The organism is Micromonospora sp. ANENR4 (genome assembly GCF_015354395.1).
GTDB classification, from domain to species: Bacteria; Actinomycetota; Actinomycetes; order Mycobacteriales; family Micromonosporaceae; genus Micromonospora; species Micromonospora aurantiaca.
This window is the reverse complement of sequence record NZ_JADKYQ010000011.1, coordinates 43,639-58,389: the sequence shown is the minus strand read 5'-3', so window position 1 is coordinate 58,389 and position 14,751 is coordinate 43,639. Positions and strand designations below refer to the sequence as shown.

15 protein-coding genes are annotated in these 14,751 nt (G+C 71.7%); 5 read left to right on the top strand and 10 right to left on the bottom strand.

Annotated features, from left to right (window positions below; translation table 11 throughout):
- The first annotated feature begins 95 nt into the window (after nucleotides 1–95).
- Complete coding sequence (locus IRY44_RS20180) at nucleotides 96–602, top strand: DUF402 domain-containing protein (RefSeq protein ID WP_123110811.1); 507 nt, start codon at nucleotides 96–98, stop codon at nucleotides 600–602.
- A gap of 6 nt (nucleotides 603–608) precedes the next feature.
- Here IRY44_RS20180 and sigJ read toward each other — a convergent pair whose 3' ends face one another.
- Nucleotides 609–1,562: an RNA polymerase sigma factor SigJ gene (sigJ, locus tag IRY44_RS20175; protein WP_194801847.1), complete on the bottom strand. Its 954-nt coding sequence runs from the start codon at nucleotides 1,560–1,562 to the stop codon at nucleotides 609–611.
- Nucleotides 1,563–1,729: 167 nt separating this feature from the next.
- On the opposite strand from sigJ, the gene IRY44_RS20170 reads away from it, so the two are divergent.
- The 3 genes from IRY44_RS20170 (at nucleotide 1,730) to IRY44_RS20160 (ending at nucleotide 4,465) form a co-directional block, all read left to right on the top strand.
- Entirely contained in the window at nucleotides 1,730–2,680 is a 951-nt protein-coding gene (locus IRY44_RS20170; protein ID WP_194801846.1) for a PPK2 family polyphosphate kinase, read from the top strand.
- Nucleotides 2,681–2,829: 149 nt separating this feature from the next.
- Nucleotides 2,830–3,456 (top strand): DUF47 domain-containing protein, encoded by a 627-nt coding sequence (locus IRY44_RS20165; RefSeq protein WP_013288834.1) that lies wholly within the window; start codon nucleotides 2,830–2,832, stop codon nucleotides 3,454–3,456.
- A 4-nt stretch (nucleotides 3,457–3,460) separates the two neighbouring features.
- On the top strand, nucleotides 3,461–4,465 hold the full coding sequence (locus IRY44_RS20160) for an inorganic phosphate transporter (RefSeq protein WP_194801845.1): 1,005 nt from the start codon (nucleotides 3,461–3,463) through the stop codon (nucleotides 4,463–4,465).
- Between the two features lie 43 nt (nucleotides 4,466–4,508).
- Here IRY44_RS20160 and IRY44_RS20155 read toward each other — a convergent pair whose 3' ends face one another.
- Nucleotides 4,509–5,477, bottom strand: a complete 969-nt coding sequence (locus tag IRY44_RS20155) for a Gfo/Idh/MocA family protein (RefSeq protein WP_194801844.1) — start codon at nucleotides 5,475–5,477, stop codon at nucleotides 4,509–4,511.
- 59 nt (nucleotides 5,478–5,536) lie between these two features.
- The gene (locus IRY44_RS20150) at nucleotides 5,537–6,130 is read right to left on the bottom strand and encodes a DinB family protein (protein ID WP_194801843.1); all 594 of its coding nucleotides are present in this window, start codon (nucleotides 6,128–6,130) and stop codon (nucleotides 5,537–5,539) included.
- A gap of 448 nt (nucleotides 6,131–6,578) precedes the next feature.
- Between IRY44_RS20150 and IRY44_RS20145 the strand changes: the two genes are divergently transcribed.
- The gene (locus tag IRY44_RS20145) at nucleotides 6,579–7,406 is read left to right on the top strand and encodes an NUDIX hydrolase (RefSeq protein ID WP_194801842.1); all 828 of its coding nucleotides are present in this window, start codon (nucleotides 6,579–6,581) and stop codon (nucleotides 7,404–7,406) included.
- Between the two features lies 1 nt (nucleotide 7,407).
- On the opposite strand, the gene pstB is transcribed toward IRY44_RS20145, so the two are convergent.
- The 7 genes from pstB to IRY44_RS20110 all read right to left on the bottom strand — a co-directional run bounded on the left by pstB (nucleotide 7,408) and on the right by IRY44_RS20110 (nucleotide 14,516).
- Complete coding sequence (pstB, locus tag IRY44_RS20140) at nucleotides 7,408–8,184, bottom strand: phosphate ABC transporter ATP-binding protein PstB (RefSeq protein ID WP_194801841.1); 777 nt, start codon at nucleotides 8,182–8,184, stop codon at nucleotides 7,408–7,410.
- 20 nt (nucleotides 8,185–8,204) lie between these two features.
- Nucleotides 8,205–9,293 carry a phosphate ABC transporter permease PstA gene (pstA, locus tag IRY44_RS20135; RefSeq protein WP_194801840.1) on the bottom strand — a complete coding sequence of 363 codons (1,089 nt, stop codon included), beginning with the start codon at nucleotides 9,291–9,293 and terminating at the stop codon, nucleotides 8,205–8,207.
- A complete protein-coding gene (gene pstC, locus IRY44_RS20130) occupies nucleotides 9,290–10,375 on the bottom strand; it encodes a phosphate ABC transporter permease subunit PstC (RefSeq protein WP_194801839.1) in 1,086 nt (361 codons plus the stop codon). The genes pstA and pstC overlap by 4 nt, the downstream gene beginning before the upstream one ends.
- Before the next feature lie 41 nt (nucleotides 10,376–10,416).
- Complete coding sequence (pstS, locus tag IRY44_RS20125; protein ID WP_194801838.1) at nucleotides 10,417–11,520, bottom strand: phosphate ABC transporter substrate-binding protein PstS; 1,104 nt, start codon at nucleotides 11,518–11,520, stop codon at nucleotides 10,417–10,419.
- A gap of 232 nt (nucleotides 11,521–11,752) precedes the next feature.
- A complete protein-coding gene (gene mshD / locus IRY44_RS20120) occupies nucleotides 11,753–12,724 on the bottom strand; it encodes a mycothiol synthase (protein ID WP_228532481.1) in 972 nt (323 codons plus the stop codon).
- A gap of 67 nt (nucleotides 12,725–12,791) precedes the next feature.
- A complete protein-coding gene (locus IRY44_RS20115; RefSeq protein WP_194801837.1) occupies nucleotides 12,792–13,646 on the bottom strand; it encodes a polysaccharide deacetylase family protein in 855 nt (284 codons plus the stop codon).
- Nucleotides 13,647–13,796: 150 nt separating this feature from the next.
- Nucleotides 13,797–14,516 (bottom strand): response regulator transcription factor, encoded by a 720-nt coding sequence (locus IRY44_RS20110; RefSeq protein WP_176739763.1) that lies wholly within the window; start codon nucleotides 14,514–14,516, stop codon nucleotides 13,797–13,799.
- Nucleotides 14,517–14,751: the final 235 nt, after the last annotated feature.

Genomic DNA, 14,751 nt, shown 5'->3' with positions numbered 1-14,751 from the left:
GGGTCCGGCCGCTCCGACGGCGTGGCGGGACGGCGGGTCGCGTCCGGTTACCTCCCGATCGCGTGGCGTGGCCGGAATCGGTTAGGGTGCCAGGCATGCCGAGCGATGTGGTCCGCGTGATCTACCGCAAGTACGACGGCAGCGCACACCGCGACTACCCGGCCCGCCGGCTCGCCGAGGACGATCTCGGTGTCTGGCTCGGCGTGCCCGCCGGCACCGAGTCCGTCTACCACGGTCGCCCGTCGGTCGAGCGGATCCCGTTCGTCCTGCTGGTGCCGCACCACGGCTGGTGGACCGGCATGTTCAACCCGCCGCCGCGCACCAGTGAGGTCTACTGCGACATCGCCACCCCGGCCCGCTGGGAGGGCGAGGAGACGGTCCACCTGATCGACCTCGACCTGGACGTGGTGCGCCGCCGCGAGACCGGCCTGGTCGAGCTGCGCGACGAGGACGAGTTCGCCGTGCACCGGGCCCGCTGGGGCTACCCGGAGGACGTGGTCACCGAGGCCGAGGCCGCGTCCCGCTGGCTGCTCGGCGCGCTCGGCGACGGCACCGAGCCGTTCGCCACGTCGTACCGGAAGTGGCTCGCACTGGTGGTCTGAGCCGCCTCACCAGCGCGGCGGCCAGACGGCGTCCGGCCCCAGCGGCGGCAGGTCGCTCACCTTGGCCGGGTTGAGCTGGTTGAACACGCCGGTGACCCGCCCCTCGTGGACCGCGAACGAGGTGACCATCCGGATGGTTCGCCCGTCCCGGTGGAAGAACTCCGTCTGCCATCCCAGCGTGCCGTCCACCAGCACCGGGCGTCCGCGCAGGCCACCCCGCTGCCGGGCCTGGCCGTAGAGGCCGAGGAGCAGGCGGGCGACCGAGTCGACGCCGACCACCGGCCGGCGTCCGGCCGGGAAGTGACCGCCGGCGTCGCCGATCGACACGACGTCCGGGGCGAGTACGCGGACCAGCTGCTCCAGCTCACCGGACTCCACCGCAGCGGCGAACGCGGCGAGCACCCGCCGCTGTTCGGCGAGGTCGGCGCTGTGCCGGGGCGCGTCCGGCCCGTGCACCGCGCGCCGGGCGCGCGACGCCAGCTGACGTGCGGCCTCCGGCGTCACCGCGAGCACGTCCGCCACGCCGGAGAACGGCACCGCGAACACGTCGTGCAGCACGAACGCCACCCGCTGCTCCGGCGTGAGCCGTTCCAGCACCACCAGCAGCGCGGTGCCGAGCTGGTCGGCGCGTATCGCCCGCTCGGCCGGGTCGGGCGCGAATCCGTCCGCCGCCGGCACCGCTGTCACCATCGGCTCGGGGAGCCACTGACCGGGGTACGCCTCCCGGCGCACCCGGGCGGAGCGGAGCACGTCCAGGCAGATCCGGGAGCAGGTGGTGATGAGCCAGCCGCGCAGATCGCGTACGCGGGCGCGCTCCTCCGGGTCGCTCAGCGCGCCGGAGAAGCGCAGCCAGGTCTCCTGCACCGCGTCCTCGGCCTCGCTGCGGCTGCCAAGCATCCGCTGCGCCACAGCCAGGAGACGCCCTCGTTCCGCCTCGAACTCCCCCGCAAGCTCGTCCACCCAGACATTCTCCCGCCCCACCCCTCGCCACGGCACCCCACCCACCCTCGTTGATCTTGCACTTGCCGCCCCGGCAAAAGGTGCTTTCCGGGCGTACCGGGGGCCGCAACCGCAAGATCGGCGGGACGAGGCGGGCGGGGAGCGGCTCCGGGGGTGAGGATCGGGGGATGAGTGAGGTGGTGCGGCCCGTCGGTGGGCCCATGCGGGAACTGCTCCGGGTTCCGCCGGGGACTGTGGATCTGGCGGCTGTCGATCCCCGGTCGACGCCGGGGCTGCCGGTGGCGGCCGGACGCGGACCGGCGCGCAAGGAGTGGGCGCGGGCCCAGGTCGAGCTGATCGGCGCGGAACTCGGGCGGCAGCAGGAGATGCTGTACGCCTCGGCGCAGGGCGCCGCCGGACCGGGCAGCGCCACCAGCGCTCCGGCGCAGGCGGACGCCGGGCTGGACGGCGACCGGCCGCGCCGGGTGCTGCTGGTTCTCCAGGCGATGGACTGCGGCGGCAAGGACGGCACTGTGAAGCGGGTGGCGGGCGCGATGAACCCGCTCGGGCTGCACATCCGCTCGTTCGGGCCGCCGACCGAGGAGGAGTTGCGGCACGACTTCCTGTGGCGGGTACGCCGGGCGCTGCCGCCACCCGGGTACGTGGGCGTGTTCAACCGCTCCCACTACGAGGACGTGCTCATCGCCCGGGTCGAAGGGCTGGTCGACGAGGCGACCTGGCGGTCCCGGTACGCGATCATCAACGACTTCGAGCGGGAGCTGACCGAGCAGGCGGTCACAGTGGTGAAGGTCATGCTGCACATCTCGTACGCCGAGCAGGGCGAGCGGCTGATGGAGCGGCTCACCGACCCGGCGAAGTTCTGGAAGTTCAATCCCAGCGACCTGGACACCCGGGCACGCTGGGGCGACTACCAGGACGCGTACGCCGAGGCTCTCCAGCGTTGTGGCACGGACGCCGCGCCCTGGTTCGTGGTGCCGGCGGACCGCAAGTGGTACCGCGACTGGGCGGTCGCCCACCTGCTGCGGGAGACGTTCGACGGGTTGGATCTGGGGTATCCGCCTGCCGATTTCGACGTCGAACGGGAGCGTGACCGGTTACGGAACCAACTCGGCGGGTGACCAGATGAACGGAAGGTGAACGAGCGGTGAATCGGGCCTGACCAGGGGTGGGCCGATCGAAAGTGGGTTCGGCGCGGTCCCTAGCATGCGCAGAGCAGACGCCCGGGGGGCGACGGCCACCCTTCCACCGACACGACGAGGTCCGTGCTGTGAAGTTTTCCTTCCGTCCCACCGAGGGCGCCTTCTACGAGCTCTTCACCAGGGCCGCGCAGAACCTGGTGAAGGGGACCGAACTGCTCAACGAGCTGGGTCTGCCCGGTGCCGACGTGCAGTCGATCAGCGAGCGGCTGACCGACATCGAGCACGACAGCGACCAGATCACGCACGAGCTGTACAAGAAGATCAACTCCACGTTCATCACGCCGTTCGACCGGGAGGACATCTACCGGCTGGGCTCGCTGCTCGACGACGTGATGGACCACCTGGAGGCGGTCGGCAACCTGCTCTACCTGTACGGCCTGACCAAGCTCCCGTCGCTTCCGCGCGAGCTGCACGAGCTGGTCAACGTGCTCGACCTGCAGGCCAAGCTCACCGCCGAGGCGATGCCCCGGCTGAAGTCGATGAAGGATCTCGAGGACTACTGGATCGAGTGCAACCGGCTCGAGAACGACGGCGACCAGGCGTACCGGATGCTGCTGGTACGCCTCTTCTCCGGTGAGTACGACGCGCTCACGGTGCTGAAGATGAAGGAGGTGGCCGACGAGCTGGAGGCCGCCTGCGACGCCTTCGAGCACGTCGCCAACACCGTCGAGACCATCGCGGTCAAGGAGTCCTGATCCAGTGAGTCCCGAACTCATCGCCGTGCTGGCGGTGATCGCGGTCGCCATGGCGTTCGACTACACGAACGGCTTCCATGACGCGGCCAACGCGATCGCCACCAGCATCTCGACCCGGGCGCTGACCCCCCGGATCGCGCTCGCGCTGGCCGCCGTCGGCAACTTCGTCGGCGCGCACTTCGGCGCCGGGGTGGCCAAGACGGTCGGCGACGGGCTGGTGACGCTGCCGACCGGGGTGGAGAGCCTCGGCGTGGTCTTCGCCGGCGTGCTCGGCGCGATCATCTGGAACCTGATCACCTGGTACTTCGGCCTGCCGTCCTCGTCCTCGCACGCCCTCTTCGGCGGCCTGGTCGGCGCCACCCTGTTCGCCGCCGACGGCATCGTCCAGTGGGGCACCATCATCGAGAAGGTCCTCGTCCCGATGGTGCTCTCGCCGGTGGTCGGCCTGATCCTCGGCTTCCTGATGATGCTGGCGATCATGTGGCTGTTCCGGAAGGGCCAGCCCGGCAAGCTCAGCCGGGGCTTCCGGTGGGCGCAGACCGCGTCCGCCGCCGCCATGTCGGTCGGCCACGGCATGCAGGACGCCGCCAAGACCATGGGCATCATCGTGCTCGCGCTCTACACCGGCGGCTTCCAGGAGAGCAAGACGCACATCCCTGGCTGGGTGTTCTGGACCTCCGCGGCCATGCTGGCGGCCGGCACGTACGCGGGCGGCTGGCGGATCATCCGGACGCTCGGCCGGAAGATCATCGACCTCGGCCCGGCGGAGGGCTTCGCGGCCGAGACCGTGGCCAGCGCGGTGCTCTACTTCAACGCGCTGGTGCTGAAGGCGCCGATCTCCACCACGCACACGATCACCTCGGCGATCATGGGTGTGGGTGCGACGAAACGGCTCTCCGCGGTGCGCTGGAACGTGGCCGGCAACATCGTGATCGCCTGGATCATCACGTTCCCGGCCGCCGCCGCGATCGCCTGCCTCGCGTACCTGCTGGTCCGGCCCTTGTTCTGAGTGACCTGACGCCGAGGGGTTCCCCGCCGTGGCGGGGGACCCCTCACGCGTAGGAGACGCCGATCCGGGCCTTGATGTCGTCGATCAGGCCCATCACCTCGAGCGTGGCGGAGTGCGGCACCAGCGGGCTCTCGGTCAGCCCGGCCGCCAGGCAGCGCTGCACCTCGATCGCCTCGTACTGGTAGCCGCCGCCGGTCAGGTCCGCCGGGATCGTCTCCGGCTCGGCGCCGGCCCGGTGCAGCACCACGTGCGCGGGCCGGAAGAACAGCTCGGGCAGGTCGATCCGGCCGGTCGTACCGGTGATCGACGCGGAGATCGCGGTCGCCCCGACCATGCCGCAGCTGAGCGTCGCCACCGCGCCGGAGTCCCAGCCGAGCACCATGCCGGTGTTCTCGTCCACCGCCTCCGGGGTCAGCTTCGCCCATGCCTGCACGTGCTGCGGCACACCGAGCACCAGGTGGGCCAGGCTCAGCGGGTACACGCCGAGGTCGAGCAGCGCGCCGCCGCCGAGCGTGCGGGCCCGCATCCGGTGTTCCGGCGGGAACGGCCCGGCCACGCCGAAGTCCGCCCGTACGTGCGTCACCTCACCGATCGCGCCGTCCCGGATCAGCTCCAGCACGCGCAGGATCAGCGGGTTCGTCCGCATCCACATGGCCTCCATGAGGAACAGACCCCGAGCGCGGGCCGTGTCCACCAGTTCGGTGGTGGTCGGCAGGTCCAGCGTGCACGGCTTCTCCACCAGCACGGCCTTGCCGCCGGCCAGGCAGGCGAGCGCCGCCTCGTGGTGCGCGGCGTGCGGGGTGGCCACGTAGATCGCGTCCAGGTCCGGGTCCGCGGCCAGTTCCGCCCACGAGGCGTACGCCCGCGGCACGTCGTGCCGGCGCGCGAACAGTTCGGCGCTCTCCCGGGTACGCGAGCCGACCGCGACCAGTTCGGCGTCCGGCACCAGCCGCAGGTCCTCGGCGAAGCGGGCGGCGATGTTTCCGGTGGCCAGGATTCCCCAACGCGTCATGCCCGGCACGCTATCCCTTCCCGCTCCGGGGCCGGCAGGGTGATCCACCCGTCGGGACGTCAGGCGGTGCCGTGGGCGTCGGCAGCGGCCCGGGCGGCCCGTTCGATCATCGCCCGACGCGCCGTCAGCGTCGGCTCGTCGGGCTCCAGGTGCGCGTACTCGGCCCATGCCCCGGTCGAGCCGTCGAGCTGCTCCCGCAGGATGTCGGCGTGCCCCGCATGCCGGCTGGTCTCGGTCAGCACGTGGACCATGACGTTGAACAACTTGACGTCGGGGCGGGGCCACCACGGCACGCGGCCGGGGGCGTCGATCGCGAGGGCGTCGATCGTCGTGTCCGCGTGCTCCCATGTCCGCCGGTAGCGGCCGATCACCCCCTCGCGGGTCTCGTGCTCGCTCGCCCACATGTCGGCGCCGTCCGGATCCGGAGCATCCCACCGGGGCAGGGGCTCCGGGAACGGCCTGCCGAACACCTCGCCGAAGTACCGGGCTTCTGTGAACGACAGGTGCTTGACCAGGCCGAGCAGGTTGGTCCCGGACGCGGCCAGGGGGCGGCGCACGTCGTACTCGGACAACCCGTCGAGCTTCCACAGCACCACCTCGCGGATCTGGCGTAGGTCGTTGTGCAGATACTGCTTCGCGAAGTCGTCGATCACGGGTCACCACCCTGCCAGTCACGACCGGGGGCTGCTGCCCCGTATCGGCGACGGTCTGCGCGGTCGGGCCGCGCACGGCCGGGGCGGCGAGCTGATGCCACCTCCGGCGAACACAGAGCGTGAAGTTTGCGTAGCGTGACGGGCGCTGCTCGTCTCCTCGCTGAAGTCGGTTGCCCAAAGGCGGCTGACCGGACATAAGGCAGCGCTTGCGCGGCCCGGGATGGCTACCTCTCGCCGACTTTGCTCTGCAGCCCTCTACGCACCGCTCACGGAAGGTTGCCGCTGCGGATCTGGCTGCAGAGCAAAGTCGGCGGAGGGGTGGCTGTTGCTCGGGGCCGAGGGCTACGCATCGTCACCAGGCGGCGTGGTCGGGGAGTGCGGGTGAGCGGTGTGCGCCCCCGCCCGGCCGCCCCCGGCCGGGCCGCCCGGCGGGAACTAGGCTCGGCGCATGACGATCGACGGCTTCGCCGCACCCCCCGCCCTGGTGGAGCACGCCCGCCGGTTCCAGGCCGAGGGCGCCGTGCCCGCCGTACCCCGGGTCGCCGCCACCGTGCTGCTGCTCCGCCCGGCCGGCGACGGCTTCGAGGTCTACATGATCCGCCGGGTGGCGGCGATGACGTTCGGCGGCATGTACGCCTTCCCCGGCGGCGGCGTGGACCGCTCCGACTCGGAGGCGCACCTCGGGTGGGCCGGGCCGGAACCGGCGGCGTGGGGGGAGCGGCTCCGGCTCGACCCGTCCGACGCGCAGGCGGTGGTGTGCGCCGCCGCCCGCGAGGTCTTCGAGGAGGCGGGCGTGCTGCTCGCCGGGCCGGACCCGGACACCGTGGTCGGCGACGTGAGCGGCGACGACTGGGAGGCGGCCCGGCAGGATCTGGAGGGCCGGCGGGTCGGCTTCGCGGACCTGCTGGCCGGGCGGGGCCTGACGCTCCGGTCCGACCTGCTGCTGCCGTGGAGCCGGTGGATCACCCCGGAGTTCGAACCGCGCCGCTTCGACACGTACTTCTTCGTCGCCCTGCTGCCCGAGGGGCAGCGGACCCGGGACGTCTCCGGCGAGGCCGACCACACGCTGTGGCTGCGCCCGGCGGACGCGCTGGCCCGGGCGGAGGCCGGCGAGCTGACCATGCTGCCGCCGACCATGGTCACGCTCGCCGAGGTCGCCGCCGCGGGCGACCTCGCCGCCGTGGCCCGCGCCGCGGCGGAGCGCGAGCCGGGTACGCCGATCCTGCCCCACATCGACGGCCTGGACGGTGCCGAGCCCCGCTTCCTGCTGCGCTGACTCAGCCGAAGCGGCCGGTGATGTAGTCCTCGGTCTTCTTCCGGCTCGGGTTGCTGAAGATCTTCTGGGTGTTGTCGTACTCGATCAGGCGGCCCGGGTCGCCGGTCTTCTCGATCGAGAAGAAGGCGGTCCGGTCCGACACCCGCGCGGCCTGCTGCATGTTGTGCGTGACGATGATGATGGTGAACTTGTCCTTGAGCTGGAACATCAGATCCTCGATCGCCAGCGTGGAGATCGGGTCCAGCGCCGAGCAGGGCTCGTCCATCAGCACCACCTGCGGCTCGACAGCGATGGTGCGGGCGATGCAGAGCCGCTGCTGCTGACCGCCGGACAGGCCCGCGCCGGGCTTGGCGAGGCGGTCCTTCACCTCGTCCCACAGGTTCGCCGAGCGGAGCGCGCGTTCGGCCGCCTCCTCCAGGATCGACTTGCGCCGTACGCCGTTGAGCCGCAGGCCTGCCACCACGTTCTCGAAGATGCTCATGGTGGGGAACGGGTTCGGCCGCTGGAAGACCATGCCGATCATCCGGCGGACCGCGGTGACGTCCACGTCGCGGTCGTAGATGTCCTGGTCGTCGATGGTGAGGCTGCCCTCGACCCGGGCGCCGGGCAGCACCTCGTGCATCCGGTTGATCGACCGCAGGAAGGTGGACTTGCCGCAGCCGGACGGACCGATCAGGGCGGTGACCGTCTTCGGCTCGACGGTCAGGTTGATGTTCTCGATCGCCTTGAACCCGCCGTAGTAGGCGGTCACGTTCGTGGCTTCGATGCGCTTGGCCATGGTGGCGGTACCTCCGGGGTTCATCGGCCGAGCCGGTTGCGGCGGGACAGCAGCTTCGCCGCCACGGTGAGGACGAGGACGAGGGCGACAAGGGTCAGCGCCGCGGTCCACGCCCGTGCCGGCGAGTACCTCGACGCCTCACCGGCCTGCTGGTAGACGAAGAGGGCCAGCGACGACTGGTTGTTCTCGAACGGGTTGAAGTTGATCGCCGCGCCGCCGCCGGCGACGAGCAGCACCGGCGCGGTCTCACCGGCGGCCCGCGCGATGGCGAGCATGATGCCGGTGACGATGCCGGGCAGCGCGGTCGGCAGCACGACCCGCAGGATGGTCTTCCACTTCGGTACGCCCAGGGCGTACGCGCCCTCGCGCAGCGGCGCCGGCACCAGCCGGAGCATCTCCTCGGTGGAGCGGACCACAGTGGGCAGCATCAGCACGCTCAGGGCCAGCGCGGCGGCGAAGCCGGAGAAGCCCGGCCGGCCGTCGTTGAACCACGGCGAGACGATCAGCACCCAGAAGGCCAGCACGAACAGGCCGGTGACGATCGACGGGATGCCGGTCATCACGTCCACGAAGAAGCGGATGGTGAACGCGAACCGGCCCCGGCCGTACTCGACGATGTAGATCGCGCACAGCACGCCCAGCGGCACCGTGATCAGCGTGGCGATGCCGACCTGCTGCAACGTGCCGACGATCGCGTGGTACGCGCCGCCGTTGGCGTCCCGCGACCCGATGTTGTTCATCGAGGTGCCGAAGAAGTTCGCGTCCAGCCGCTCGGAGCCCTTGCTGACGAGCGTCCAGACCACCGAGGCCAGCGGCAGCACCGCCAGCACGAACGCGGAGTGGATCAGCGCGCTCCAGGTGCGGTTGCGGGCCGACCGGCGGCCCTCCACCGCGTTCGCCGCGACGAACAGACCGGCCAGGTAGAGCAGCGCGCCGACCACCACGACCAGGACCGGGCCGCCGATGCCGGCGCCGTACACCAGAGCCGCCGCGAGCAGCAGGGCCGTGACGGCGATGGCCGGAGCGGCGTACGCGGGAAGCCGCCTCGCCCGCAGCGTGGCCGGCTGGGCCGGCGGGCGCGGGCGGCGGGGGGTGAGGGTAGTGGTCATGCGGCCGACTCCGTGAACTCGCGCCGCCGGTGGATGATCGCCCGGGCGGTGATGTTGACGATCAGCGTGATCGCGAACAGCACCAGGCCGGAGGCGATGAGCGCGCCCCGGCCGGTGTCGTTCGCCTCGGCGAACCGGTTGGCGATGTTCGCGGCGATCGAGTTTCCGCCGCTGGCCAGGATGTTGAACGAGATGGCGTACGTGGAGCCGAGCGTGAGCGCCAGCGCGATGGTCTCGCCGAGCGCCCGGCCCAGGCCGAGCATCACCGCGGCGATGACGCCGGGCCGCCCGTACGGCAGGACCGCGGTGCGGATCATCTCCCAGCGGGTGGCGCCGAGCGCGAGCGCTGCCTCCTCGTTGGCGGTCGGGGTCTGCCGGAACACCTCGCGGGACAGCGAGGTGACGATCGGCAGCACCATGATGGCGAGCACCACCGAGCCGAGCAGGATCGAGTTGCCGTACGGGCCGTCGCCGAAGATCGGGATCCAGCCGAAGTACCTGTTCAGCCAGGCGGACAGGTCGGCGACCGGCTGGGCGAAGTAGTCCCGGCCCCACAGGCCGAACACGACGCTCGGCACGGCGGCCAGCAGGTCGATCAGGAAGCCCAGGGCGTTGCCGAGCCGCCGGGGCGCGTAGTGCGACAGGTACAGGGCGATGCCCAGCGCGACCGGCACCGCCATGAGCAGCGCCAGCAGCGAGCTCAGGACCGTACCGAAGGCGAGCGCGCCGATGCCGAACTGCGGCGGGTTGTCGTTCGGGAACCAGCCCTCGAACGTCCAGAACGACTCGGTGTTCGCCCGCAGCGCCGGGACGGCCTTGGCGACCAGGAAGATCGCGATGGCCGCGATGACCACCAGGACCGTGGTGCCGGCGGCCAGGGTCAGGCCGCGGAACGCCCGTTCCGCGCCGAAGGCGCGGGCCCGGGGGAGGGCACCGCCGCCGCCGAGGCCACCGTCGGGGCGGCCCGGGTTACCGGGGCGCTCGACCACACGCGCCGAGGCACCGGCGGGTCGCTCGTGACTCGTGGTCACGGGGTTCCCGCCGGTGCCGGCGTGGGCCGAGCGGTGAGGGGTGTCACCCATCTGCTCGCTCGCTTCGTGTTGAGGAGGTGTCGGTCAGAGCTTCAGGAGAGGCTCTTGACCGCGGCCTCGACCTTGGTGCGGACGGTCTCGGGCAGCGGCGCGTAGCCGAGCTCGACGAGCTCCTTCTGCCCCTCGGCGCTGGCGGCGTGGCCGAGCAGGCCCTTGACCAGCGGCAGCTTGTCGGCGGCGAGGCCCTTGCTGCAGACGATCTCGTAGGTCGCCAGGACGATCGGGTACGCCCCGGCCTCCTTGGTGTTGTAGTCGATCGACATCTTCAGGTCGTTGCCCTGACCCTCGAACTTGGCGCCGGCGATGGTCTTGCCGGCCGAGTCGCCGGTCAGCTCGACGAACTCGCCGTTGCCGTTGCGGATCTTCGCCATCTTCAGGTCGGAGTTCTCGGCGTACGACCACTCGACGTAGCTGATGGTGCCGTCGGTGCTCTTGACCTTGCTGGCCACACCGTCGGACTTGGCCGCGCCGACGCCGCCCGGGGCCTTCCACGCCTTGGAGTTGCCGAGCGTCCAGTCCGCCTCGGCGGTCTTGGAGAGGTACTTGGTGAAGTTGTCGGTGGTGCCCGACTCGTCGGAGCGGTGCACCGCCTGGATCGCGGTCGACGGCAGCTTGGCGTCCGGGTTGTCGGCCTTGATGGCCGCGTCGTCCCACTTGGTCACCTTGCCGGCGAAGATCTTCGCCAGCGTGGCCGGGCTGAACTGGAGGTTGTCCGCGCCGCCCACGTTGTAGACGACGGCGACCGGGCCGATGACCATCGGCAGGTTGAGCGCCTGGCCACCGACGCACTTGGCGTCGGCCTGCGGCTGCTCCTCCGGCTTGAGGGGGGAGTCCGAGCCGGCGAAGTCGGCGGTGCCGGCGATGAACGCCTGGATGCCGGCGCCCGAGCCGCTGGGCTCGTAGTTGATCGTGGTGCCGGCGCACTTCTGCTGGTACACCTTGATCCACTCGGCCATGGCGTTCTTCTGGGCGGAGGAGCCCTGCGCGTTCAGCGTGCCCGTCGCGCAGTCCACCGCCGCGGCGGAACCGGCGGTGGAGGCGCCGGCCGGCTCGTTGTTGTCCGAGCCGCAGGCGCTGAGACCGAGAACCGCGGTAAGAGCGAGACAGGCGATGGCGCCGTGCCGCTGGAGCTTCACTTCAGGGGTTTCCCTTCACGTCTTTGGTCAGGTCGCCCGGAGTGCCGGGGGCCGGCGCTGACCGGCTGACATGAAGGTAGGAGGGCCAGGTGGACGGTTCGCCGGACGCAAGTGAACGCGCGGTGAACACGTTCAGCCGACGAGGTGGCCGTACGCTGAGGAGGGGTTGTCCATTTCGTGAACTAGCAGCCTGCTATCGCCCTTGTGGCGAATTTCCAGGGCCGGCGGACGCTCAGCCGAGCTGGTAGTTGACGTGCGCGGACCAGTGCGCGAAGCCCAGCCGCTCGTAGAGCGCCACCGCGGCGGTGTTGCTCTCGTCCACGTAGAGCATCACCCGGTCCAGCCCGCGCTCGTCGCGCAGGTGGGTCAGGCCGGCGGCGGTGAGCACCCGGCCCAGCCCGCCCCGGTGCGCGGACGGGTCGACGCCGAGCACGTACACCTCGCCGATGCGGGCCGAGCCCTGCCGCTCGTGCACCTTGGTCCAGTGGAAGCCGAGCAGCCGCCCGGTGGCGGAGTCGACGGCGAGCAGGAACCCGGCCCTGTCGAACCACGGCTCGGCGATGCGGACGCGCAGGTCGTCGAGCGTCCACCTGCCCTGTTCGGGGTGCTGGGCGAAGGCGGCGTTGTTCACCGCCAGCCAGGCCTCGTCGTCCTCGCCGGGGCGGAACGCGCGCAGCGTCACGCCCTCCGGTACGACCGGCGCCGGCATCTCGGCGGTGAGCGGACGGCGCATCTGCCAGAGCACCCGCGCCCGGGAGAAACCCAGGTCGATGGCGAGCGCGGCGGCCGACGGGTGGTCACCGTGCGCCCACGCGCGCAGCGGCCCGGGAGCGGCGGCCACCACGGCACGGGCCAGCGCCCGGCCGGAGCCGCGCCGCCGGTACGCGGGGTGCACGACCATCTCCACGCCGACTCCGTCGGCCGGGGCGGTGGTGTCGAGGTGCGCGTACCCGGTGAGGGTGCCGTCGGTGGTCCGGGCGGTGAGGTGCACGGCGGGGGCCTCGGGGTCGCGCAGCCGCAGCAGCACGTGCTCGTCGAGCGGGTCGGCGCCGTCGGCGTCACCGGCGGCGCGAGCCAGCGCGAGCACCTCGGCGACCTCGTCCGGCGTCAGCCGGTCCGGCCGGTCGATCCCGTCCGGTGTCAGCCGGTCCGCCCTGGCGATCCGGTCGGCGGCGGGACCACTCGTCGGCTCGGTGCTGCTCATCTGAGTCACGGTAGCGCCCGGCGGGCCGCGGTTCGCGCCGGACGACGACGGGGATCGGTGGCGCTCGTCACGGGCTGCCGACGGGCAGCGGCTCCAACTCGAACCGGGTCAGCAGTTCGGGCAGGAGTTGCTGCAACGCGCTGACCGTGCCGGACCGGTCCCCGCCCGCGTCGTGCATGAGCACTATCGCGCCGGGCCCCATCTGCGAGCGGACCATCGCCTCGATGGTGGTGGCGCCCGGCGCCTTCCAGTCCGACGGGTCCACGCTCCAGTGCAGCGGGGTGAGGTTCAGGTCGGCGCAGGCCGACATGACGGACGGCATCCAGGCCCCGCCGGGCTGGCGGTAGTACGCGATCCGCGCGTCGGGCGCGGCGGCCAGGATCGCGTCGTTCGTGCGCAGCAGGTCGGCGCGGATCGTCGCCGGGGATCGCTTGCCCAGGTTGACGTCGTGGTTCCAGGAGTGGTTGCACAGCGTGTGGCCCTCGGCCACGATCGAACGCACCAGATCCGGGTGGGCCTCGACGTTCTCGCCGACGACACAGAACGTCGCCCGTACGCCGTACTGGGCCAGCAGCGCGAGCACCTGCGGGGTCCAGCGTGGATCGGGGCCGTCGTCGAAGGTCAGCGCGACCCGGGACGAGCCGGTGGCGACCTGGGCGCCGTACGGGCCGTCGCCGTCGGCCGGGACGGGGGCGGCGTCCGGTGCGGCGTCGGGGCTCGGCCGTGGGCTGGTCGTGCCGCCCGGGAAGTCGGTGCTGGGTGGCTGCTCGCCGTAGCGCGGCCCGGTGAGCGTGGTGGCGACTCCGGCGGCCGACGGGTGCGGGTCCGGCACCAGGCTGCGGCCCAGCACGAAGGCCGAACCGAGCAGGCCGGCCAGCACGACTGTCACGAGCCCGGCGGCGCGCAGCGTCGGGGCCCGCATCAGCGGCACCGCCCGTTCGTCGCCCCCGTGTTCACCGCACGCACCGCCGCCCCCTTAGCCCGACAATTCCGGCAGCCAGGATATGGCTGACTGATCGGGCAAAAAGGGCATACGAGAAAAATGCCCCGTAGCGAGGTGGTGCGGAGGCGGTCAGACCGGCAGCGGAGCGGGCTCCGGCTCGGGTAGCGAGCGCGACGGCGGGACGACGAACTTGTAGCCCACCTGGCGGACGGTGCCGATCATCGACTCGTACTCCGAGCCGAGCTTGGCGCGCAGCCGCCGCACGTGCACGTCCACCGTCCGGGTGCCGCCGAAGTAGTCGTAGCCCCAGACCTCACGCAGCAACTGGTCCCGGGTGAACACCCGCCCCGGGTGCTGGGCCAGGAACTTCAACAGCTCGAACTCCTTGTACGTGAGGTCGAGCGGCCGGCCCTTCAGCTTGGCGGCGTACGTGTCCGGGTCGATGTTCAGCTCGCCGGCCCGGATCGAGCCGCCGGCGCCGGCGGTGGCGTTGCTGAGCCGGCCCACCGCGAGCCGCAGCCGCGCCTCCACCTCGGCCGGCCCGGCGCCGGCCAGGATCACGTCGTCGACGCCCCAGTCCGCGTTCAGCGCGATCAGGCCCGCCTCGGTGACGACCGCGACGAGCGGTACGCCGAGCCCGGTGGCGTGCAGCATCCGGCAGGTGGCCCGCGCCTCGCTCAGCTCGGAACGGGCGTCCACCAGGACGGCGTCCGGCGTCGGGCCGGAGACCAGCGTGCGGACGTCACGGGGTGCGGTGCGGACCGAGTGGGGCAGCAGGTCGAGTGCCGGCAACACCGCCGACGGCTCACCGGCCCGCGCGGTCACGAGCAGCAGGAGCTCCACGATCACCTCCGTCCCGGCGGCCTTCCGGCCGCGCGCGACCAGCGACACGCCCGGCTACGGGCGGCACTGTGAACTTGCGTGGGTCCCGGCGTCGTCGACGGGCGGGTAACGGCCTGAGCGTAACCGATGGACCGGGCGTCACCTTCGCGCGATTTACCGTTTGCCCTTTCTGCCCTCGATCGCGGCGCAGGTTTTAACGTCGCTGAAACCGGGACCTCCGCCGAGCCGCCCGGGTCTGGCA

What these genes read in the sequence shown, in the direction of transcription:
- IRY44_RS20180 (WP_123110811.1), top strand. Translation starts at nt 96, where the DNA reads ATGCCGAGCGATGTGGTCCGCGTGATCTACCGCAAGTACGACGGCAGC.
- IRY44_RS20170 (WP_194801846.1), top strand. Translation starts at nt 1,730, where the DNA reads ATGAGTGAGGTGGTGCGGCCCGTCGGTGGGCCCATGCGGGAACTGCTC.
- IRY44_RS20155 (WP_194801844.1), bottom strand. Translation starts at nt 5,477, where the DNA reads ATGACGCGTTGGGGAATCCTGGCCACCGGAAACATCGCCGCCCGCTTC.
- IRY44_RS20145 (WP_194801842.1), top strand. Translation starts at nt 6,579, where the DNA reads ATGACGATCGACGGCTTCGCCGCACCCCCCGCCCTGGTGGAGCACGCC.
- pstB (WP_194801841.1), bottom strand. Translation starts at nt 8,184, where the DNA reads ATGGCCAAGCGCATCGAAGCCACGAACGTGACCGCCTACTACGGCGGG.
- pstA (WP_194801840.1), bottom strand. Translation starts at nt 9,293, where the DNA reads ATGACCACTACCCTCACCCCCCGCCGCCCGCGCCCGCCGGCCCAGCCG.
- pstC (WP_194801839.1), bottom strand. Translation starts at nt 10,375, where the DNA reads ATGGGTGACACCCCTCACCGCTCGGCCCACGCCGGCACCGGCGGGAAC.
- mshD (WP_228532481.1), bottom strand. Translation starts at nt 12,724, where the DNA reads ATGAGCAGCACCGAGCCGACGAGTGGTCCCGCCGCCGACCGGATCGCC.
- IRY44_RS20115 (WP_194801837.1), bottom strand. Translation starts at nt 13,646, where the DNA reads ATGCGGGCCCCGACGCTGCGCGCCGCCGGGCTCGTGACAGTCGTGCTG.